The sequence below is a fragment of the Microcoleus sp. AT3-A2 genome (assembly GCF_036705685.1).
Classification (GTDB): Bacteria; Cyanobacteriota; Cyanobacteriia; order Cyanobacteriales; family Microcoleaceae; genus Microcoleus.
This window is the reverse complement of record NZ_JAUBVF010000036.1, coordinates 25,656-47,312: the sequence shown is the minus strand read 5'-3', so window position 1 is coordinate 47,312 and position 21,657 is coordinate 25,656. Positions and strand designations below refer to the sequence as shown.

Annotated in this window: 13 protein-coding genes and 1 pseudogene; 10 read left to right on the top strand and 4 right to left on the bottom strand. The window is 44.8% G+C overall.

What is annotated here, in order from left to right:
• Positions 1 to 112: 112 nt before the first annotated feature.
• Complete coding sequence (gene alaS / locus QUB37_RS19315) at positions 113 to 2,764, bottom strand: alanine--tRNA ligase (protein WP_333165018.1); 2,652 nt, start codon at positions 2,762 to 2,764, stop codon at positions 113 to 115.
• Positions 2,765 to 3,515: 751 nt separating this feature from the next.
• Between alaS and QUB37_RS19310 the strand changes: the two genes are divergently transcribed.
• The 8 genes from QUB37_RS19310 (at position 3,516) to QUB37_RS19275 (ending at position 17,075) form a co-directional block, all read left to right on the top strand.
• Positions 3,516 to 3,728, top strand: coding sequence for a hypothetical protein (locus QUB37_RS19310; protein WP_333165016.1), 213 nt, complete (start codon positions 3,516 to 3,518; stop codon positions 3,726 to 3,728).
• Positions 3,729 to 3,898: 170 nt separating this feature from the next.
• Positions 3,899 to 4,507, top strand: coding sequence for a hypothetical protein (locus tag QUB37_RS19305; protein WP_333165013.1), 609 nt, complete (start codon positions 3,899 to 3,901; stop codon positions 4,505 to 4,507).
• Positions 4,508 to 4,513: 6 nt separating this feature from the next.
• A complete protein-coding gene (locus QUB37_RS19300; RefSeq protein WP_333165010.1) occupies positions 4,514 to 7,213 on the top strand; it encodes an OmpA family protein in 2,700 nt (899 codons plus the stop codon).
• Positions 7,214 to 7,215: 2 nt separating this feature from the next.
• Positions 7,216 to 7,752, top strand: coding sequence for a Rab family GTPase (locus tag QUB37_RS19295; RefSeq protein ID WP_333165008.1), 537 nt, complete (start codon positions 7,216 to 7,218; stop codon positions 7,750 to 7,752).
• Entirely contained in the window at positions 7,749 to 9,314 is a 1,566-nt protein-coding gene (locus QUB37_RS19290; protein ID WP_333165006.1) for a PAS domain-containing sensor histidine kinase, read from the top strand. Before QUB37_RS19295 ends, QUB37_RS19290 begins: the two co-directional genes overlap by 4 nt.
• 60 nt (positions 9,315 to 9,374) lie before the next feature.
• Positions 9,375 to 12,200, top strand: coding sequence for an adenylate/guanylate cyclase domain-containing protein (locus QUB37_RS19285; protein ID WP_333165004.1), 2,826 nt, complete (start codon positions 9,375 to 9,377; stop codon positions 12,198 to 12,200).
• A gap of 44 nt (positions 12,201 to 12,244) precedes the next feature.
• On the top strand, positions 12,245 to 15,952 hold the full coding sequence (locus tag QUB37_RS19280) for a PAS domain S-box protein (RefSeq protein WP_333165001.1): 3,708 nt from the start codon (positions 12,245 to 12,247) through the stop codon (positions 15,950 to 15,952).
• Between the two features lie 4 nt (positions 15,953 to 15,956).
• Positions 15,957 to 17,075: an ATP-binding protein gene (locus tag QUB37_RS19275; RefSeq protein ID WP_333164999.1), complete on the top strand. Its 1,119-nt coding sequence runs from the start codon at positions 15,957 to 15,959 to the stop codon at positions 17,073 to 17,075.
• 49 nt (positions 17,076 to 17,124) lie between these two features.
• On the opposite strand, the gene QUB37_RS19270 is transcribed toward QUB37_RS19275, so the two are convergent.
• The gene (locus tag QUB37_RS19270) at positions 17,125 to 18,420 is read right to left on the bottom strand and encodes an FAD-binding oxidoreductase (RefSeq protein WP_333164997.1); all 1,296 of its coding nucleotides are present in this window, start codon (positions 18,418 to 18,420) and stop codon (positions 17,125 to 17,127) included.
• A 216-nt stretch (positions 18,421 to 18,636) separates the two neighbouring features.
• On the opposite strand from QUB37_RS19270, the gene QUB37_RS19265 reads away from it, so the two are divergent.
• The gene (locus QUB37_RS19265; RefSeq protein WP_333164995.1) at positions 18,637 to 18,921 is read left to right on the top strand and encodes a hypothetical protein; all 285 of its coding nucleotides are present in this window, start codon (positions 18,637 to 18,639) and stop codon (positions 18,919 to 18,921) included.
• Between the two features lie 51 nt (positions 18,922 to 18,972).
• Positions 18,973 to 19,512, top strand: a complete 540-nt coding sequence (locus QUB37_RS19260) for a DUF2231 domain-containing protein (protein WP_333164992.1) — start codon at positions 18,973 to 18,975, stop codon at positions 19,510 to 19,512.
• A 67-nt stretch (positions 19,513 to 19,579) separates the two neighbouring features.
• Here QUB37_RS19260 and cutA read toward each other — a convergent pair whose 3' ends face one another.
• Positions 19,580 to 19,840 (bottom strand): divalent-cation tolerance protein CutA, encoded by a 261-nt coding sequence (cutA, locus tag QUB37_RS19255; protein ID WP_333165043.1) that lies wholly within the window; start codon positions 19,838 to 19,840, stop codon positions 19,580 to 19,582.
• A 58-nt stretch (positions 19,841 to 19,898) separates the two neighbouring features.
• Positions 19,899 to 21,346 (bottom strand): annotated as a pseudogene (locus QUB37_RS19250) (IS5 family transposase).
• Between the last annotated feature and the right edge of the window lie 311 nt (positions 21,347 to 21,657).

Sequence of the window (21,657 nt, the reverse complement as noted above, 5' to 3'; positions counted from 1 at the left end):
GGGGGACAAGATTCCGATCAAAGTCCCCCTTCTTAAGGGGGATTTAGGGGGATCTAGCCTCCGCTATAAACGAGAGATAAAAAGAGTTTTAGTCTCCTACAAAAAACCCAGATTAACCCAACCCTTCAACTAACAGATTGCGAGCACTTTCCAACGCTTCCTGCAACTTACTTGCATCGCGTCCCCCAGCTTGCGCCAAATTCGGCCGCCCGCCGCCTTTCCCGCCGCAAATTTGAGCAATTCCCCCGATAAACTTGCCAGCTTGCAATCCTTTCTTATTGACTTCAGGACCAAAAGCAGCCACCAAACTTACCTTGTCCGGTTCAGGAATTGATGCCAAAACAACCGCAGCATTTCCTAACTTTTGCTGCAATCTTTCCGCCGCAGTTTTCAGCGCTTCTGTATCCACATCTCCCAATTGAGCTACAATGATTTTGAATTCGCCGATATCCTCAGCCGCACTCAGCAACTGGTCGGATTTTGCGATCGCCAATTCCGACTTCACAGCAGCCAAATGTTTCTGAGTATCCTTCAACTCATTCTGCAAATTAGTAATCCGGTTCGGCAATTCTTCAGGCTTCGCCTTAAATCGATCGCCCAAATCGCGCACCACCTTATCCCGCACGTTCAAATAGTCCAAAACAGCTTGACCGGAAACCGCTTCAATCCTGCGAGTTCCCGCCGCTACCCCCGCTTCGGAAACAATCTTAAACAGCCCGATTTCTGCCGTATTGCTGACGTGAGTTCCCCCGCACAATTCCATCGAAACGCCGGGAAAATCGATAACCCGCACCACGTCGCCGTACTTCTCGCCAAACATCGCAGTTGCGCCTTTTTCTCTCGCTTGGGCGATCGGCATTTCTGCAACGACCGCAGCGTGCGCCTCAGCAATCCAACTATTAACTAAATCCTCAATTTTCTGCAACTCTTCTGCTGTGACAGCGCGCGGAGAATTGAAATCAAACCGCAATCTTTCTGACGATACCAGCGAACCAGCTTGCGAAATCGAATCGTCCACAATTTTTCGCAAAGCTGATTGTAATAAGTGAGTTGCTGTGTGGTTGGCCTGAATTCGGCGGCGACCGCTGTTGTCAATTTTCGCAGTAATACTATCGCCAACTCTCAGCGTTCCCCGTTCCACAAAGCCGAAATGCACGAAGAAATCCGATTCCTTCTTCACATCATCAACTCTTACAAACAAACCATCACCATTATCTCCGCTTTTCAAATAACCTTTATCCCCAATTTGTCCGCCGGATTCAGCATAAAACGGCGTTTGGTTCAAAACAACTTGTACCTCGGTACCCGCCGCTGCTTCCTCCACAGATTTGCCGTCAACCAAGATAACTTCCACCTCAGCTAAACTAGACAATTCAGCATAACCGACAAACTCAGTTCCCTGGATTGTTTCAGCCAACTTATCCAAAGAACCCTGCACAGTCAAATCGATTGTTTGGCGAGCATCTTTAGCGCGAATTTGCTGTTCCTTCATCGCCGCTTCAAAGCCGTCCAAATCCACAGAAATTCCCTGTTCCTCAGCAATTTCTTGAGTCAGTTCTAAGGGGAAACCATAGGTATCGTAAAGAGTGAAAGCATCTTTACCGCTGATTTGTTGGTTGGTTTGCTGTTTTGTGCGATCGACAATTTCCTCCAGCAGCTTCTCTCCGCGTTCCAAAGTCTTGAGAAACTGCGCCTCTTCCCTTGCCAATTCCGCCTTAATTTGAGCTTCCCGCAGCCGCACGTTCGGATAAGCAGCTTCCGAAAGGCCGATCGCACTTTCAGCCACCCGCACCGTAAATTCGCCCTGAATTCCAATCAGCCGCCCGTGGCGCACCACCCGGCGAATCAACCGACGCAAAATGTAACCCCGACCAACATTCGACGCGCGAATTTCGTCCGCAATCATGTGCACCACAGCCCGAATGTGATCGCCAATTACTTTCAGCGAAACCTTGATTTTTTCATCGCTATTGTGGTAATCAATCCCGGCGATTTCTGCCGCCGATTGAACGATCGGAAAAATCAAATCTGTTTCGTAATTATTGGGGACTTTCTGGAGGATTTGCGCCATCCGTTCCAGTCCCATGCCAGTATCAATATTTTGATTTTGCAGCGGTGTTAAATTGCCCTCTGCATCTTTATTGTACTGCATGAAAACCAGGTTGTAGAATTCAATAAACCTGCTATCATCTTCGAGGTCAATATTGTCACCTCTTTCTGGGTGGAAATCATAGTAAATCTCCGAACACGGGCCGCAGGGGCCAGTCGGGCCGGATTGCCAGAAATTGTCATCTTCTCCCATGCGCTGAATCCGATCGCCCGGAATGCCAATTTCATCGCGCCAAATCGCAAAAGCTTCGTCATCTTCTCGGAAAACACTAACAACCAAATTCGACGCTGGTAAACCGAAAACTTCCGTGGAAAGTTCCCACGCCCAGGCGATCGCCTGTTTCTTGAAATAATCCCCGAAACTGAAATTACCCAACATTTCAAAAAACGTGTGGTGGCGGGCGGTGCGGCCGACGTTTTCGATGTCGTTGGTGCGGATGCACTTTTGAGAAGTCGTGGCGCGCGGTGATTCGGCGGTACGCTGTCCAAGAAATATCGGCTTGAATTGTAGCATTCCGGCGATAGTCAGCAATACTGTCGGATCTTCGGGCACCAAAGAAGCACTCGGCAAGATTTTATGTCCCCGCTGGGCATAAAAGTCGAGGAATGTTTGGCGGATTTGGCTACCACTGAGAAACTTAGGAGAAATAGTCATGACAAGAACTGTTAAGAATGTAAAGATGTAGCAACAATAGAATTTATAGGACTTACGCACGGGTGTCCAGAAACCCGCTTTTTTAACCAAAATAGTTGCTTAAAATCCTCAATCTCGGTGAAAAAACCCGGTTTCTTTGTTCGGAGTGCGTGAGTGCTAACTTACATCTATTTGGATATTCATATCATTATACTTAGTAATGTAAAGACCTATCAAGTTTTGCAAATAGTGCTTTACTCCTCCGAAAGGCCATGCTAACTTAATAATAGACACCGGGACAGAAAGAGAAAGGAGGTCGCTATATTTAGAAAGAAAGTTCGAGGATATAGACATGGTGTCTCCGGTCTAGATTCCCAGGCGCAGCAGAAATTAACCGAACACAACTTGGAATAGTGGCGAACTGCCGATCGAGCAGTCAAGCCAAACCGCAGTCGAGTCAGACGTAGTTGTAGTTGCGGATTAAAAGTAAAGCTGCACAAGTTGTAAACCCTAGTAAGTCACAGTTCTCAACCGGAAACACATCTCGTTTGTTAGAAAAAACAAAGTTCTCATATTATTGGGTCTGATCGCTGTCGATCGGGCCCTATGAATTTTTATAGGACGATCGCATCAGGAGATGGTTCGAGGGGGAGTGAGAGAGAGGGGCACAGTTCGACTGTATAAGTGCTTTCAGGCCAAACGCAACATCCCTCGGAGCCGATCGGCGAGCGATCTGTGCAGCTTTTGAGTTATATATTATATATAATGGGACGTGTGCGCCCGCGCCCGCCCGCTTTTTGCCGGGAAGCAAGCGCTGTGGTATGAGGCACTGTCAAGATGCGATATGATGGAGGATGTCAGTCAAGACATTAAAACCTACCCCGCTGTGCTGTATAGCAGCAAAATCTACGCTTCTATGAGCTTGCTGCAAGCCAAGGATAGCAAACCGCCATTTTTGGTGGCAAGACCAGGCTCAAAAATTTGAATCTCAGGATATTTAGAGTCAAAACTCTAAAAAATCCCATCCCCGACGCAGGGGTGAGAGTTCAAAAAATAAAAGCCCCCCCACTCAAAAAAGCTAGTGCCACCAACAACGGTAGTAAATCACTAGCACACTTCTTAAACTCACAATCTCGGGAGATTCTAGGTACAAGCATGGCCGAAATAACTAAAGAAGAAATGCGCGAACGGCTGGGAAATATCGACCAGATTCGCGATATAATTTTTGGAGCGCAGCTTAGAGAATACGATAATCGCTTCGATAAAATAGATTCCGACTTGTCGATGATGCAGCAAGATATGCAAACTCGCATCGAACAAGTGAAAACAGTTCTGTCTTCAGAAATAAAGGTGGCAGTTGATTCGTTAGAGAAGAAAGTTAAATCGCTCACCTCAAACAGCCAAGAAGAAAGCGCCGATATCCGACAGCAAGTCGATCGCATTAACCGCAAATTCTCCAGCAGCGTGGAAGCCCTCGACGAGGCGATAGACAATCAAACAAGTTCCCTTCGCGACGAACTATCCAAAACCAGAGATCGACTATCTGAAGAAAGCCGCACTTTGAAAACACAAGTTTTTGAAGAACTCGATCGTCGCTTTTCTATGCTCAGAGATGTTAAAGTTTCTAGAGACGACATGGCAGAAATTCTGTTTGAACTCGGCATGAGGCTCAAAGGAACAGAATTTGTACCCGAACTTAAAGGCGTTGCGGATAATAAGTTAAATACCGAATTTCTGTTGCCGGAGCGCCACCATAACGGATAATAACGCATGGCTTTACCGAAAGAAAATCCGGCTGACGAAAATGAGTTAGAGGGTTTTGTTTCTCAACCTGACGAGTCTGCTGCCGATGCAGCAACCCAGCTAGAACCCTTGCTGAATCTGTTACTCGATCTCAAAATTATTGCTGGTTCCAACCAGCAAAATGCAGATCCCGAAGGTGACAGCAGCGACGAAAAAAATCAAGCTGGGGATCTCGGCGGGTTGATGGATTTGTTAGGTATTTCTGAGCAAGCGCCAGAGGAAGCTGCAGCGAGTGTACCCGAAACTGGCGATCGCAAACCGGAGTCGGGCGATTCCCTGGCTGTTGCAGACGAGATCAAAAGTTTGCTATTCGCTACTCAAAAACTCAACACTTCAGAACTCGAAAGAAACTATTCCTCCGCTAAAACTATAGATGTTTCAGCGATCGCCCAGCCGGATTTGGATGAGGAATCAAAGCCTGTCGAAGAATTGTCTAACTTGACAATGAAAGATTCTCTACAGTACGTACAGGCTCAAAAATCCCACGGATTCGATCGGCATTTACAGGATGTTTCCGCTCCCGAAACCGAGTCAAAACCCTCGGAAATTCCCGATCATCCCATAGTTTCCACAGTCTCAGAGCCACCAGAAACTGGATATTTAGATGCTGTGGTGGCTTCGGATCTAGAAATTCCCAACTTACGAGAACAGCCGACAGAAATATTAGGCCAAATTAAACAGGATTTAAATGAAGCCGACAGCGCGATGGAAAGGCTGCAAAATCTGATGTTCGGCTCAAAAATGTCGGATATCGAGCAAGTCAAAAATCTTCTGGCAGAAAACGACTTGCCGGGGGTGCGCCACCTGATGGCAACAATCGACGATAAATTAGGAAAATTGGAGCACCAAATCTACGAGCCCCAAGAGTTGATTGAGTTGATGCTGCCTTGGATCGCAGAAATTCTCAGCCGCAAAATTGCCGATTCCAGAGAAGAAGTTGTCAAGGCGATCGGGCCAATTATTGACGAAGTGATTAGGGCAAAAACTGTCGAAAACAAGTCGGCAATGAGTGCGGCAATAGCTGAGCTGCTTCCCGACGCACTGGCTCAACAAATAGTGAATTCGCCAGCGGATATTGCTAAGGCGATCGCCCCAGAAATTGGTCTGGCAATTAAAGAGCAAATTCGCCTTGACCAAGAGTCGATCGCTCAAGCCCTCGCCCCCGAAATGGGCAAAGCGATTACAGCCCAAATAAAACTCGAACGCGACTCTATGGTGGATGCGCTCTATCCCGTAATTGGCAGTACAATTTCCCGATACATGGCAGAAGCTATCAAGACAATCAATGAAAAAGTGTCCAATGCCATCAGCGTCGAAGGATTCAAGAGAAAAATTAGCTCCAAAGTACAAGGAGTCTCCGAAGCTGAATTAATCCTCCAAGAATCAGTACCCTTTACCGTCCAAGCAGCATTCTTAATTCACAAAGCATCAGGCTTGATAATTTCCGAATTTCAAAACTCAGAAAGCTACCAGTTAGAATCCGAAATGGTAGCAGGAATGCTCACAGCTATTCGCAGCTTTGTTAACGAGTGCATCGTGCAGCCGGGAGAATCTTCCGAACTCAATCAAATTGAATACGGCGACTCAAAAATTCTGCTAGAAGTAGCGGGATATTGCTACATGGCCGTCGTGATTAAAGGAGAACCGCCAAACTTGTTCATCCAAAAAATACGACAAACCGTTAGTAATCTCATCCTTAATTATGCTGAAGAAATTCACGCGTTTAACGGCGACCCCGGTACTATACCGGAGTCGCTGCACCCGTGGATAAAAACTTTATTCGACCCGCTACAAACGGAAAAATCAACAAAACCCCCGCTCGCCCTTGCGGCGATCAGTTTAGCCGCCCTGAGCTTAATCTTAGTACCTTGGGGAATTTATCAGTACCGCAGCAGCGTTGAGCGCGGCCTCGAAGCAAATGCCGTCGCAGCTTTAGCCTCGACTCCCCAATTAGCAGTTTACCGATTAGATGTTGCAGTTGATGGCAAAACTTTAAAGCTAACCGGAAAGTTGCCCAATCAAGAATTGCGGGCACAAGCCGCAAAAATAGCCGCATCAACTGCCCCCAAATTGCAATTAGATAATAGAATTCTAGCTGTAGATGTCCCCCCTGATCCAGTTTTGACGGCGGCCGAGGTGCAGCGGATTACCGCCGTTTTGAACCAGAGAGAGGGCGTTTCTATTTTTACGCGGTATGGCGATCGTAAAGTGACTGTAGAGGGTACAGTTAGAGACGGTGCAGACGCACAGAAAATAGCTCAGTCCCTGAAGCAAATTCCCGGTGTTCAATCGGTGATTAGCACAATTAAATTAGATCCGCTGAAAATTACAACCCGCATCTACTTCCAGCAAGGAACGGCAACATTAGACTCAACATACGGAGAAATGATCGCCAGTGTCAAAAATTTCATGGATCAATATCCTCAAAAACAGATTAAGATAATTGGACACAGCGATCAAACTGGGGAACTTGCTACAAATCAACAGTTGTCGCTGAGGCGTGCCGCAGCAGTGCGAGATGCTTTAGTGCGGCAAGGTGCTGACCCAAAGCGCCTCCAAACGGTTGGCATCCCCCATCCTCCTGCCGACGTGGAACCCAATCAACCACGACTTTTAAGCAGATGCGTGGTATTTGAACCAATAACTAAGACCATAAACAGTAAATAATTATGTCAGTTACTATATCTAAAAAAATGTGTATGATCGGCGATTTTGGCGTGGGCAAAACCAGCCTGATCCGCCGTTTTGTCGATCGGCAATTCAGCGACCAATACCTCTCCACCGTGGGAGTAAAAATTTCTCGCAAAAACGTAGAATTAGAAGGCGTAAAACAGCGGGAAAACGTGACTGCACAGTTACTAATTTGGGACTTAGAAGGGCATACAAAATTCAAAGGAATAGCACCGACTTACTTGCAGGGAGCTAGCGGCGTTTTAATCGTTGCCGATGTCAGCCGCTCGGAAACTGTTGAGCGAATCTCCGAACACATTCAGCTTTATTCTTCAGTCAATCCTAAAGGATCAATTATCGTCGCTTTGAACAAAGTAGACTTGATTGATGAGGAAAAATTGGCGCTGCTAGTGGAAATGTCCCATTCCATAGGTCAAGACAAAGTAATAGCAGTTTGCACGACATCTGCTAAAACAGGCAAAGACGTTGACGAAATTTTCTACAAACTAGCTTACACAATGGTAGAACAAGCATGAACCCCCTGTTAAGAAAGCTGTTGGGCCCGCGACAAACACAGTATTTTGTAGTCAATCACCATTTTATCATTCAGGCAACCTCCGCCGAAGTGCAGCATTACGCCGATACTCCGGGCGAGGCTATACCAGGTGTAGATGCTCGCCTGAGTTTTCCCGAACTGATTGGCATTGAAAATATCCTCATGTCTATCATTATGGGACGGCTGCCAGGTTTTGAAGTCAAAGGTATCGCTCGGTTTGCCGACCCTAACCGCCCTTTATACTTTGATATGTTGGCTATCAAATATGAAGAAGAACAAGAAGATGTGCCGAGTAAATTGCTAATTTTGATTGAAGATACCACCGAAAAGATGGTGATGAAGCAATCGTTGATTCAGAGCGCGAATGAAGCTAATCTTTTGGTGAGCGCCTTAGCGGCTTCTAAAGATTATATAGATAAAGTTATTCGTTCGATGGGCGATGCTTTATTGGTGACAACAACACTAGGAACTATCAAAACAATTAATCAATCGGCCCAATGGTTATTTGGGTATAGCGAAGCAGAATTGATCGGCAACCCCCTGTCTTTAATATTAGTCGAAGAAACATTAATTTACCAAGCTCGCCACCGCTATATTCTGTCTCAGAAAGAGCTGCGTAGAGAACTAGAAATAGTCTGCACTACTAAAGCAGGAGAAAAACTTTGGGTAGAATTTTCCTGTTCGGCAATTCAGACAGAATTAGAGGGACTTTACGATTTCATTTATATAGGCAGGGACATCACAGAACGCAAACAACAAGAAATAGAAATTCGCGGCTCTTTGGCAAAAGAGCAAGAACTCAGACAGGTAAAATCTCGTTTTTTCTCGATGATTGCTCACGAATTCGGCAATCCTTTAAGTACAGTATTATTTGCTACTAAAATTCTCCAAGACTACGGCGACGAAATCACGAACGCGGAAAAACAACAATACCTCGCGCACGTTAAATCAGCATCTCAACAAATGGCTCAGCTATTAGAGGACGTGCGGTTGCTCAGCAGCGCCGAAGCAGGAAAACTCGAATTCTATCCCGCACCAGTTGACTTAAAAAAATTTTGCAGCGAGTTAGTAGAATCAATTAAAATTAGTTATGGAAAAAATCATACAATTAACTTTATTTATCAAGAATTAGTTACGCCCGCGAAACAAAATGATAATGAGTCGCAGGAAACGCAACAGTTGCCCGCACTCGATCCAAAATTGCTGCGGCACATTTTGACAAATTTGCTGTCAAATGCTGTCAAATATTCACCCCTCGACAGCCATATTTATTTTGAATTAAATTGTCAGAATAATCAAGAAGTTACATTTAAAATTAAAGACGCAGGCATTGGCATTCCTCTCGAAGACCAAGAAGAACTCTTTGAATCTTATTATCGAGCCAAAAATGTCGGAAAAATACCCGGTACAGGACTGGGTTTATCCATAGTCAAACAGTGTGTAGAATTGCACAGGGGTCAAATCGAATTTTCCAGCGAGATAGGGCTAGGCACTACCTTTATAGTCAGAATTCCATTTGATAAACCGAGATTAATTAATTAATTAATTAATTTAATTTTAGATAATTAATCCAGAGGGCGCCTTCAATACTAAAAACCTCACATGAAAACCTTGTTTAAAAAACTGTTAGTTCCTCACCACTTGGAGTACCTAGCACTGGATAAAAACTTTTTAATCCAAGAAATCTCTCTGAAAGTGCAGCGGTTTGCCGACTGTCCCGAGGAAGTAGTCGCTGGCAAGGATGTCCGCATTCCCTTTCCCGAATTGGTGGGAACTGAAGAAATTTTAATCGATATTTTTGAAAAACGTTTGCCAAATTTTGAATTAAAAGCAATGACGCGACTATTAGAAAATGGTTCGCAGCTTTATTTTGATATGTATATCGTGGAGTTCACAAATGACGATAATTATCAGAGATTAATTATATTTTTTCAAGACGTAAGCGACAGGATGGCGTTAGAACAAACTCTAGTGCAAGCTACCAATGAAATGGATATTTTATTGAGTACCTTAGCGGCTACTAATAATTATGTTGAAAAAATTATTACTTCAATGGCCGAAGTTTTGTTGGTAACAACAGCCTCGGGAAAGATTAAAAAAGTCAATCAAGCGGCTCAAGATTTGTTCGGTTACAGCGAATCAGAATTAGTAGGCCAGCAAATAGATGCTCTTGCTGCTTTTGGCTCCTCTTTGCAAGCAGTCAGCCAAGAGGAACCTCAACAATTGCAAACTAACGCCGAAGTAATTTGCACGGCAAAAAGCGGAGAAAAGCTCACAGTTTCGTTTTCCTGTACGGCCATTTCGACTGACATTAAAGGTTTTTCTGGCTCTGGGCGGGCCGTTCAAGATTTCGTTTACATCGGCCGCGATGTCACAGATAGACAGCGGGCCCGCAAACGACAAATAACTCAGTACGTCACCACTCGTATCCTGTCGGCATCCGAAACAATCAAAAAAGCTATAGCAGCAATTCTCCCCGTAATTTGTGACAGCTTGGGATGGGATACTGCCGAACTTTGGATGCCAGAATCTGGGGAAAAACTGCTGTCAGAAACTACGAGAATAACTGGGGTTTCTGACCCCAATTTGCTTCGGTGCGTCGCCAGTTGGACAAAACGCTCAGTTTCTATCCCCAAATTTGCCGAATTTACCGAACAAATGACTTGTGCGTTTGGCGAAGGATTACCCGGTTTCGTTTGGGCTAGCGGTTCCTCTCAGTGGATTGCCGATGTCACAAAAAGCGACAGTTGTTTGCGCCGCGAAATCGCTGCTGAAGAAGGGCTGCACGGAGCTTTTGGTTTTCCAATTTCGGGCGACTACGACCCTGAAAATTCTGCAAAGTCTGTGTTAGGGGTGATGATTTTCTTCAGCCGCGAAGTGCAGTGTTTTGATGAAGAATTACTCCAAATAATGGCAACCATAGGCAGCCAACTCGGTCAATTTATCAAGCGCAAACAAGCTGAAATAGCTTTGCGGGAAAGCGAAGAACAACTGCGAGACTTATTTGAAAATGCTACTGACTTAATTCAAAGTATAGGAGCGGACGGTCATTTTTTGTATGTAAATCGGGCTTGGCGGGAAACTCTGGGCTACAGCGAAGCAGAAATTGCTCAAATGACTGTTTTTGATATCATTCATCCGAACAGTTCCCCAGAGTCTATGGATATATTATATCAAGCTATTACCCAAAAAACTGTAAATGAAAATACATTATATCCAGCCTCGATCGAAATAATATTTATAACTAAAAATCATGAAAAAATCTTGCTAGAAGGCAGCATAAGCTGTAAATTTTCGGCAGGCTTCCTAGTAGCGATTCGCGCTATTTTGCGAGACATTACTGCTAGAAAAATGGCAGAAGACGCCCTCGGTAAATCTGTGTCCCTGCTGCTAGCAACTTTTGATTCTACTGCAGACGGTATTTTAGCTATTGACAGGAACGGAAAAATAGTCACTTTCAATCGACAATTTGTGGAAATGTGGGGCATACCTAATGAAGTGATGGCACTGCGAGACGACGCCACACTGAACGCTTTTCTCCTGAACCAACTCAAAGACCCCCAAGCATTCCAAGAGAGAAGAGAATTGCTTTACGAGCAGCCAGAAGCCGAAAGTTACGATTTGTTGGAATTTCAAGACGGCAGATTTTTTGAACGCTATTCGCAACCGCAGCGGCTGGGAGATAAAATTATCGGCAGAGTCTGGAGTTACCAGGACATAACGGAACGCAAGCAAGCAGAAGATGCCTTGCGAGAAGAGCAAGAAAAATCCGAAAAGCTGCTGTTAAATATCTTGCCCAAGGCAATAGCAGAACGTCTCAAGCAAAACGAAACTACTATTGCCGAATACTTTCCTGAAGTGACTGTTTTGTTCGCAGATATTGTGGGATTCACTGCTTTGTCTGCTGTCATGAATCCGATCGAACTTGTGGATCTCCTAAATAAGATTTTCTCAGGATTCGACGTTTTGTGCGAACAGCACGGTTTAGAAAAAATTAAGACCATCGGCGACGCATACATGGCAGTAGGAGGACTGCCTGAACCCAGGGCCGACCACGCAGATGCGATCGCCCAAATTGCCCTAGATATGCAAGCCGAAATAGCCCGATTTAATGCTAAAAATAATAAGTTTTTTAGCATCCGCATCGGCATTCACAGCGGCCCGGTTGTTGCCGGAGTAATTGGTATAAAGAAGTTTATTTATGATTTATGGGGCGACACGGTAAATATTGCTTCCCGCATGGAATCTCAGGGTTTACCTTGGCGGATTCAAGTGAGCGAAACTACTTATAAATTTTTGGAAAACAAATATTTGTTTCAGGAGCGAGGAATGATTGAAGTTAAAGGCAAAGGTGTAATGAAAACTTATATTCTCATTGGTCGAAAATCAGGCAGCTCATCAGTCATCAGTCATCTGGCTGATGACTAAAAGTATTGCTAAAGTTAATTAGCAATACTTTTTGACCAATACTAATGGAACTAGCTAATTTGTCGGCAAATTTACGATCGCCCGACGAAGCTGTCGATCGCCACCCTGCCACGGTTGCGCCATCAACTTCGCTCGCAGAGGCGATCGCCCTGATGCGTCGGGCGAGCCACCCTTGCCCACTGCCTAATTCACCTGCATTTCCCGACTCAAACGAAAGTGTAAAAGCATCGATTAATTGCGTCTTAGTTGTCGATGAAAATCAGCTAGTCGGACTGCTAAGCCCGGAAGATGTGCTGAACTTAGCCGCGGCCGAATACGGATGGCAAGACATGAAAGTTGGCGACGCAATGACGCGGAATTTAATTGTCTTACAAGAATCAGAATTTACAGATATTACTACCGCATTCAAGCTATTTTGTCAATACTCGATCGATTGCTTGCCAATTGTAGATGAACGGGGTCAGCCAGTAGGTATAGTCAGCGAAAAAAGCATTCGCCCAGCAATGTATAGCTGGCTCGATGCACTGCATCAAGAAGTGGCAAAACTCCAGGAACAATGCGAACTGTTAGAGGGCAATTGTGAACTAGAAAAAGCCAGCGATCGCCAAAATGCCGAAAATGCCATGCGACAGAGCGAGGCGCGCTACCTGGCGATTGTGGAAGACCAAACCGAACTGATTTGCCGCTACCTCCCAGACGGTAAAATAACTTTTGTCAATCAAGCTTACTGCCGTTATTTCGGCCTGCAACCGTTCGACTTACTCGGCAAATGCTTCATGTCGCTGCTGCCAGAAGCAGACCGAGAAATTTTTCAACAGCAATATACTTCTGTGTCTCCCGAAAACCCTATTTTTACCTGCGAACATCGAGTAATTTTGCCGAGCGGGGACATTCGCTGGCAGCAGTGGATCGATCGGGCGATATTCGACAACAGCGGACAAATCGTCGAGTATCAAGCTGCGGGCCGGGATGTCACGGATCGCAAACAAGCAGAAATCGCTTTGCAGCAGCTCAATGCAGAGTTAGAACTGCGAGTGCAGCAGCGGACACAATGGTACGAAATGGCCGTCTCGGCCGGCAAAGTGGGGGTTTGGGACTGGAATTTGGAAACCGACGAAATCTATATTGCTCCGTCTTTGAAAGCTTTGTTGGGGTATCAGGACGCAGAGATTCCTAACCGCATGGAAAATTGGGCGTCTCATGTTCATCCCGACGATCGAGTTGCAGTCGCCGAAGCAGTAAATGCTTATCTAGAGGGTTTGACAGAAATTTATCAAATAGAACACCGGATGCTGCGTAAAGACGGCAGCACCTGCTGGATACTTGCCCGCGGCAGCGCGATCCGATCGGCTTCTGGCAAGGCCTTCCGCCTGACTGGCACGGACACCGACATTACCGATCGCAAATTGACCGAAGAAAAACTCCAAAACTCCGAAGCCGAACTGCTAGCGCTGTTTAACGCCATGACGGATATCGTCCTAGTTTTCGATGCAAAAGGCCGCTACCTCAAAATTGCCCCTACTGCTCCCGAACTGCTGTACAAACCGGCTCCTGAAGTGCTGGGCAAAACCCTCGCCGAAATCTTCCCAGAAGCGGAAGCTAATTTTGCCCTAGCCCACATTCGCCAAACATTGGCATCTGGGCAAACCCACAGAGTTGAATACAGTATGGAAATCGGCTGCAAATTATTTTGGTTTGATGCCAGTATTTCGCCGCTGGAGATTGATCGGGTGATGTGGGTCGCCCGAGACATTACCGCTCGCAAACACGCAGAAGCTGCACTGCAAAAGAGCGAGGAAAAGTTTCGTAACTTATTTGACGATGCTCCGATCGCGCTTGGTTTGGCAAGCGTGCGCGACTACCGCACGATCAAAGTGAATGAAGCTCACCGCCAGATGTTGGGCTACAGCGATTCGGAGTTGGCTAGCATGACTTTTACTGAACTCACACATCCAGAAGATTTACAAGCAGATGTGGAGCAAGTCAAGCAGTTGATCGGCGGCAATATTTCTCGTTTCCAAAGGGAAAAACGGTTAATTAAGAAAAATGGCGAGCTGATGTGGGCAAACTTGACGGTGACGCTGATCCGCGATCGCGAGGGCATTCCTCTCTACAGCATGGGGGCGATCGAAGATATCAGTTATCGTAAGCGAGCAGAAATGGAATTTCAGCAGTTAAAAGAACGCCTGCAATTTTTACTGGGTTCTAATCCGGCGGTAATTTTTACAGCCGCACCGATGGGGGACTTTTGTACTACTTACATCAGCGACAACGTTCAGACAATCTTTGGCTACGCTCCCCAAGAATTGTTAGCAGATTGTAAATTTTGGTCTAGTAGGATTCACCCTGAAGATCGGCCACAATTTCTAGTAAACTTTTCGGATTTGTCTGCAGAAAAAAATTGCATTTCCGAGTATCGTTTTCTACACCAAGACGGAATTTACCGCTGGCTAAGGACGGAACTAAAACTATTGGTTGACAGCAGGGGCATTCCGATCGAAATTATTGGTTACGCCGCTGATATCAGCAATTCTAAATACGCCGAACTCGCTAGGGGGCAGCAGTTCGAGCAAGAACGGCTTGTGGAGGCGATCGCCCGTCGTGTCCGCCAGTCTTTGCAATTAGCGGAAATTCTCAACACCACGGTTGCGGAACTCCAGCAAGTATTATTAGCCGATCGAGTTTTGGTTTATCAACTTTTACCCGAAGGTGGCGGGCGAGTCATTGCTGAAGCCGTGGCAGAAGGATGCAGCCAACTCGTAGATAGATGTTTTGGCGAAGAGGTTTTTCCCCCTGATAGTTATCAGCTTTATTTGCAAGGGCGAATTTCTGCGATCTCCGAACTAGATTCTCCCTTCCTTACAGCTTGTGTGGCGGAGTTTATGAAACAAATTCAAGTTAGGGCAAAGTTAGTAGTGCCGATTATTCAGCACAGCCAACTTTGGGGATTGCTGATTGCCCACCAATGTGATGGCCCTCGCGATTGGGCAGAATGGGAAATCAATTTATTTCAGCAGTTAGTGAATCAATTGGCGATCGCCATTCAGCAATCTCTACTTTACCAGCAACTGCAAGCTGAACTTAGCGACCGCAAACAAGCGGAAGCAAATTTAAAAAACTCCCTCAAAGAAAAAGAAATTTTGCTTAAAGAAATTCACCACCGCGTCAAAAACAACCTCTGCGTGGTTGCCAGTCTGTTAGAATTGCAATCGAACACAGTTGCCGACCCACAAGTAAGCAAAATGTTGGAAGAAAGTCAGAATCGCCTTTATTCTATGGCTCTGATTCACGAAAAACTGTATCGCTCGACTAACCTAGCGCAAATTAATTTTGGCGAATATCTCGAAGATTTGGTAAGTAACTTGTTTCACTCTTACAATATTAGCAACAACCAAATTCAGTTGCAGGTATTAGCTGAGCCAATTTCCCTAAATCTTGAAACTGCTACTCCCTGCGGTTTAATTGCCAATGAATTGGTTTCCAATACCCTGAAACACGCTTTTCCTGATGGCACAACTGGTACAGTTAGTGTAGAATGCTATCAAACGGGCGATCAAGAAATCAACCTCTTAGTTAAGGACAACGGCATTGGCTTTCCTCAAAACTTAGATTTTCGGAAAACTCACTCAATGGGGTTTCAAGTTGTCTGCACTTTAACCGAGCAGTTAGAAGGAACAATTGAAATATCCAGAGAATTTGGTACATCCTTTCACTTAAAATTTAATGAGTTAAACTACTTTCAAAGATTGTAACAATATGAGTTTGGCCGAAAAACCAATTAATATTTTGATTGTCGAAGACGAACTGTTAATTGCTAAAAATTTATCTCCTAAATTAGAAAAATTGGGATATCAAATCGCCGATATCGTTTCTTCAGGAGCGGATGCTATTCAGCGCGCCCGCGAACTAAGACCCGATTTAATTTTAATGGATATAGTTATCAAAGGCGACATTGACGGCATAGAAACAGCAGCAATAATTAATCAAGAATTAGATATACCAATTATCTATACAACTGCCTATGCCGATGACGAAACTTTGCAGCGAGCCGAAAATACTGGTTCTTACGGCTACCTTCTTAAACCTTTTAAAGAAAGAGAAATGCACGCCACTATCAAGATAGCACTGAGCAAACATCAAGAAGCAGTTAGTCTGAAAAAAATAATGGCATTAGCAGCAGAAAAAAGCGAAAATAGATCGCGCTTTATTTCAATGGCTTACCACGATTTAAACACTCCTTTAACTACCATACAATTATCTGCTGAAATGCTAGAAGATAGCGAATTGCAGAGAACCTCTGGAACTCCCAATAAGAATGTTGATCGGATTAAAAAAGCCGTCAGTAATATGAGTGGGTTGCTGGAAGATATTTTAATGCTTAGCAAAGCAGAATCCGGCAAAATTTCCTTAAATTTAAATCCGATCAATGCGACTGATTTATGCAATTCTATTTTAGAAGAACTGCAACCTATCGTCACCGATAAACACCTAGTACATTTTTGCAGTCACACAAATCCGCTGCACGCCAATCTCGATGCCAAACTACTGCACCACCTTCTGACTAATTTGCTTTCAAACGCCATTAAGTATTCTCCAAACGGCGGCAAGGTAAGTTTAGAATTAAGCTGCGAAAACCAACAAATAATTTTGTGCGTTCGAGATGAGGGAATTGGGATGACACCGGAATATCAAGGAAAACTATTTCAGCAGTTTGAACGGGGTGCTAATGTAGGCAAGATTAAAGGATCGGGTTTGGGACTCTGCATTGTCAAACACATAGTTGACCTGCACGGCGGTACAATAAGTGTGGAAAGTGCGATCGACAAAGGTACTACATTTATTGTCACGCTGCCTTTTATAGTTAGTAGTCAGTAGTCAGTAGTCATTAGTCAGTAGTCAGTAGTCATTAGTCATTAGTCATTAGTCATCTATCCTTCTTCCTTCTTCCTTCTTCCTTCTTCCTTCTTCCTTCTTCCTTCTTCCTTCTTCCTTCTTCCTTCTTCCTGACATCCGTTACATCCGTTACATCCGTTGCCGAACTTCCTTCTGCTATAAATCGATGGGGAGATAAAAGCTCGATCGCCCTATCTTCTTCTCCCCCCGCCGCCTTCGCAAATCGCTCAGCCAAAGCAGGTACAATCGTCAAAGGATTGCTGAGACCAGAAAAAACGTGCAATCCGGGGCGATCGGCAATCGGCCCCACTACAGGCAAATTATCAGCGCTGAAGGCCACACTACACTCGTGCCACGTTGCCGGTAAACCTGCCAAATCCGGCAAAACTTTGCCAATTCCTGCACGAATTGCCGTTTCGCTGGTTTCGCGATCGACTTTAGCATTCAAATCGCTCAAAGTGCGAGACAATTGCCCGATCCGCAAACTCCCATCATTAAACCCAATTGCACCCGAATCTAAAATCGCCGGCTGTAACTCTTTACCAGGTTCATCCCACAGAAAATCCACCTCATTTTTACTAGATTTAGCTTCCAATTCAAAACGTTTTAATACCGCAGGCATCACCAAAGTCCTGAGTTTCAAATCCACAGGTGCAGTTTCCAAAATTTCCGTGCGAGTAAAATAAACTCCCACGGAAACACCAGCCAGCTTCAGTAAACTCCGACTCCAACCTCCAGCACAAATAACCGTATTTTCGCAGGTATAACTTTCCTGTAGCGTCTGGACTCCCGAAATCCGATTTCCCTCTTCGATCAACCCAATTACTTCAGCAAATTCTATAGTGCCTCCCAACCGCAGAAACCCTTGACAATAAGCTTTATTTGTGGCAGTCGGCGAAATGTGACCGTGACGCACAGTCAGAGCTCCGGCGATCGCACTTTTATTCAACAAAGGTTCCAACTCGCCAGCTTCTGCAACACTCAAAAGCTGCGGAACGATCGCAAAATGCGCGTAATTAGCCGCCACTTTTTCGGCATCATTACCCGCATCAATTGTCAGCAACAAATCCAACTCGCGAAACTCAGTATCAGCATCTAATTGGGCAGATAAATGGCGGTGGCGTTCGATACCTTCCCGACACAATTGCCGAGTTAAATCAGTCGTTCCCGACCAATAAGCCAAGCCACCATAACTAAAACGAGTAGCATTTTGCATGGTAGCATCTCGTTCCAAAAGCAGCACAGCAAAACCTTTTTGTGCCAGTTCGTAACTCAGTGCCGCACCCGTAATTCCACCGCCGACAACAATCCAATCGTAACTTTTCATGGGCAACTCAAAGGGAAGGAAAATATCATGCTTAGATTTTAGCTTACGTTTTTTCGGCACCAATCGAAAAACCTCTTCCTGTAGGTAGAGGCTCCCTGCGATCGGCATAACTGAAACTTCCACCCCTCGGGAGATGTTCGCGTAGGCATATTTTTCGTTCAATAGTAGGAATTAGACCCAGAACCAGCAAAAAATTAGAAACACCAGAGAGGTTTTATGAGTATCGACAAACCGAACGAGAAAAAAGATATTAACCGCAGTACCAATCCGGGCGATCGCATTTCCGACGAACCGCAAACCATTGAAGAAAAAGCGCAGCAACTGGCGGTAGACAACGTACCCGACATCACGGGAGATAAAGTTACAGTTCCAACTTATGTGATCGTAGAAGAACCGGATGGGGAAAAGAAAGCTTTGCACCACGTCAAAGACGCCGACGAAATTTCTGACGTAGTTCGGCAGGCCCGCGTTGACGAAAATGGCGAACGGGTTTGGGATTAAGTTCAATCCAATAAAAACGGCTTAGTTGTACAAAAGTTATCTGTAGGAATCATGGAAACAAATCCCAGAAATAGTACGCCCTATCCCAATATTCCGCCGATTCTTGAAAGTCACGATACAGAGTATCGCGACGCCGGCATTACGAGTTCAGTTGCAATTGCAGGGCATCCGATCCACCCCGCGATCGTACTGTTTCCGATCGCCTTTTTAGTAGGAGCCGCCGCCACGGACATCGGTTATTGGCTGACAAGCGATCCGTTTTGGGCGAGAGCTTCGGTTTGGCTGATCGGTGTGGGTTTTGCTGCGGGGATTTTGGCGGCAATCACCGGCTTTTTAGAGTTTTTCAAAGTTAAAAGAGTGCGCGAGCGCAGTGCCGGTTGGTTGCACATGGGCGGCAATGTGGCGGTTATGGTACTTTCCTTGATTAACCTGCTGTTGCGACAAGGAAATCCGGCTGAGCCGATCGTGTATACAGGTTTAGCAATATCGATCGTCGTGGCAACCTTGCTGGGCATTACAGGCTGGTACGGCGGCGAACTAAGTTTTCGCCACAAAATCGGCGTCATTGGCCCTACCAGTCATAATTCCTAGGTTCGTGAGCATTTGTAGTAGGGACTTTCGTCCCTCTTCATTTGACACTTTAGGACTAAAGTCTTGACTACAAACTTAAAGATTTTCCCAGCCAATTGAGATAAGCATCACTGCCAGCGATAATAGGAATAGCAATAATTTCGGGAACTTCATAGGAATGGAGCTCCTGAACTTTTGTTTTTAAAGCCTCAAATTTAGCCAAATCAGTTTTAATCAGCAACTGCCACTCTGACTCGGCATGAATCTCGCCTTGCCAAGTATAAATAGAGTGAATTGGCGACAAACTCACACAAGCAGCCAGCTTGTGTTCAACTAGGGCTTGCTGAATAAGTTAGGAAAAATCGCGTAGGCGTAGCCAGCCGTAGGCATCGCACTTGATGGGCAATTCAAGCTCGGCGAAACATGACTTTTTGTTGACTATAACTTGCCCAGTTATAGCTTTTAATAATCATTGAATCGTAAATAGGTGTGATTTTCGGTTTTTGACATAAAAACACACAAAAAACCCGTCTTAACCAGGTAGAAAGGTTCATCACTAAAAAAGTAATAGCAATGGCTGTTTCCGAAGTATTATCAAGTTTTGTCATCACTCGGTTCAAGCTAAATCTTCTTTTTCCTTGTCCAAACTTGCCCTCAATTGCATTTCTAATTCTTTCATCTTAAGCAGGCTTGTTTCTTTGTTTCCTTACTAACATTTGCTGGTGGCCTTCCTCAAGGGGGGCCACTAATTCTAATTCCTCTTTCTTTACACGCCCGCTCGGTTTTATCTTGTTCGATAAATGCGCTCCGCATGGACTGATTCTGGGTAGTATCATGTGTAACTTTTAAATGCTTCAAATGAGTGCTTTTAAGTCTCCTGATTCGTTAAAGTTATCCCAACTTATCCGGTCTAAAAATACATATCCTTTAATGCAACTCGCGCTCCTGTTTGGCTCCAAAATCTACGGGTTTCCCTGCTTTTCCTCTGACAATAGGACGGATGTGCGGTTGGCTTAAACTTACCCCAACTGTCCTGCTCTGTTTCTTATTTTCAAATAACCACAGTTGTTGCTGATATACTTCTGTGAGGACTAGCAAGGTCTTATACTGCTTTTGGATCAGACTTTGTAGGGTGGCATCTGACTCGATTAGTTGTTCAATATGAGCGAGGTTTCTTTTGATATATTGCAGTTGTTTTTTAATTGCTTGGTTTTTTTTGTTTCGTTTAGGTCGTCGTTGTTTGGCTACTGCTAAATAGTTTTTTCTGGCAATATTACTGTAGGTTCTGGGTTTTTTAGGAATTTTTACTTTGAGAGCATTATAGAGAATGTCGATGGTTTTTTCGGTGTGAACTCTGGCTCGGTTTAATAGTCCTAAGTCCGTCGGATAGCTAATGTCTCCTGGAACACAGGTCGCATCTACGATTAATTTTCCTAGATTTGCTGACTCATTTTTTACCTCCGAATCCTTTTTTTTTCGGGTGGCTTTGAGGTGGATTCCCGTATTTTATTGACCATTCCTTCATTGACTTTATTGATTAAATTCCCACTAATCCGCTGCCGAAAGTGGACTAATAGTGATGGGTCAAATGGGGGTTCATTATGCTCTGGCTAATTGACCGATAAAGTATTGCAGGTATGGGTTTTCTCGGATCTGTTCTACTATTTCTATGTCGCTGATTCCCAGCTTCTCTTTAATAATTAATGCCCCTAATGCCATCCTAAATGATTTGGCTGGTGCTCCCATTTCGGTGGGGAAATTTTCAGCATATTCTGATTCAAACTCTGACGCCCGGGATTAGTTGCGCCATTTTCACCCAACGGTTATCTTCTGACAATCTTCCTTCAAAGGGGATTTCAAAGTCGGATGGGGGGCTTAGGGCAAGCTCAGCTTTTCTATAGACGCTCGCAGGTGGTGATGCACGGGTTTTGAGTTATTATACCTGTTTTTCTTGCACCCTTACTACTTTTTTGGTCGGAAAATCCCTACACTGTTTACTTTTCTCACTGATTCAGCAAGCCCTAGATAGAAGGTTGAAAATTTCTTTCTTTTCAATGGTTGAAAAAAAATGTCAATCAAATGCTAAAACTTCGTTGTGCTTACCTCAACGACCTCTTGGCCATTTGAGGCTTTTGCAAAACCGGGATGCTCCCAATGACAGAAGAG

Bases quoted from the DNA above. Each gene is read 5' to 3' on its own strand.
- alaS (WP_333165018.1), bottom strand. From the start codon at position 2,764: ATGACTATTTCTCCTAAGTTTCTCAGTGGTAGCCAAATCCGCCAAACA.
- QUB37_RS19305 (WP_333165013.1), top strand. From the start codon at position 3,899: ATGGCCGAAATAACTAAAGAAGAAATGCGCGAACGGCTGGGAAATATC.
- QUB37_RS19300 (WP_333165010.1), top strand. From the start codon at position 4,514: ATGGCTTTACCGAAAGAAAATCCGGCTGACGAAAATGAGTTAGAGGGT.
- QUB37_RS19295 (WP_333165008.1), top strand. From the start codon at position 7,216: ATGTCAGTTACTATATCTAAAAAAATGTGTATGATCGGCGATTTTGGC.
- QUB37_RS19290 (WP_333165006.1), top strand. From the start codon at position 7,749: ATGAACCCCCTGTTAAGAAAGCTGTTGGGCCCGCGACAAACACAGTAT.
- QUB37_RS19285 (WP_333165004.1), top strand. From the start codon at position 9,375: ATGAAAACCTTGTTTAAAAAACTGTTAGTTCCTCACCACTTGGAGTAC.
- QUB37_RS19280 (WP_333165001.1), top strand. From the start codon at position 12,245: ATGGAACTAGCTAATTTGTCGGCAAATTTACGATCGCCCGACGAAGCT.
- QUB37_RS19275 (WP_333164999.1), top strand. From the start codon at position 15,957: ATGAGTTTGGCCGAAAAACCAATTAATATTTTGATTGTCGAAGACGAA.
- QUB37_RS19270 (WP_333164997.1), bottom strand. From the start codon at position 18,420: ATGAAAAGTTACGATTGGATTGTTGTCGGCGGTGGAATTACGGGTGCG.
- QUB37_RS19265 (WP_333164995.1), top strand. From the start codon at position 18,637: ATGAGTATCGACAAACCGAACGAGAAAAAAGATATTAACCGCAGTACC.
- QUB37_RS19260 (WP_333164992.1), top strand. From the start codon at position 18,973: ATGGAAACAAATCCCAGAAATAGTACGCCCTATCCCAATATTCCGCCG.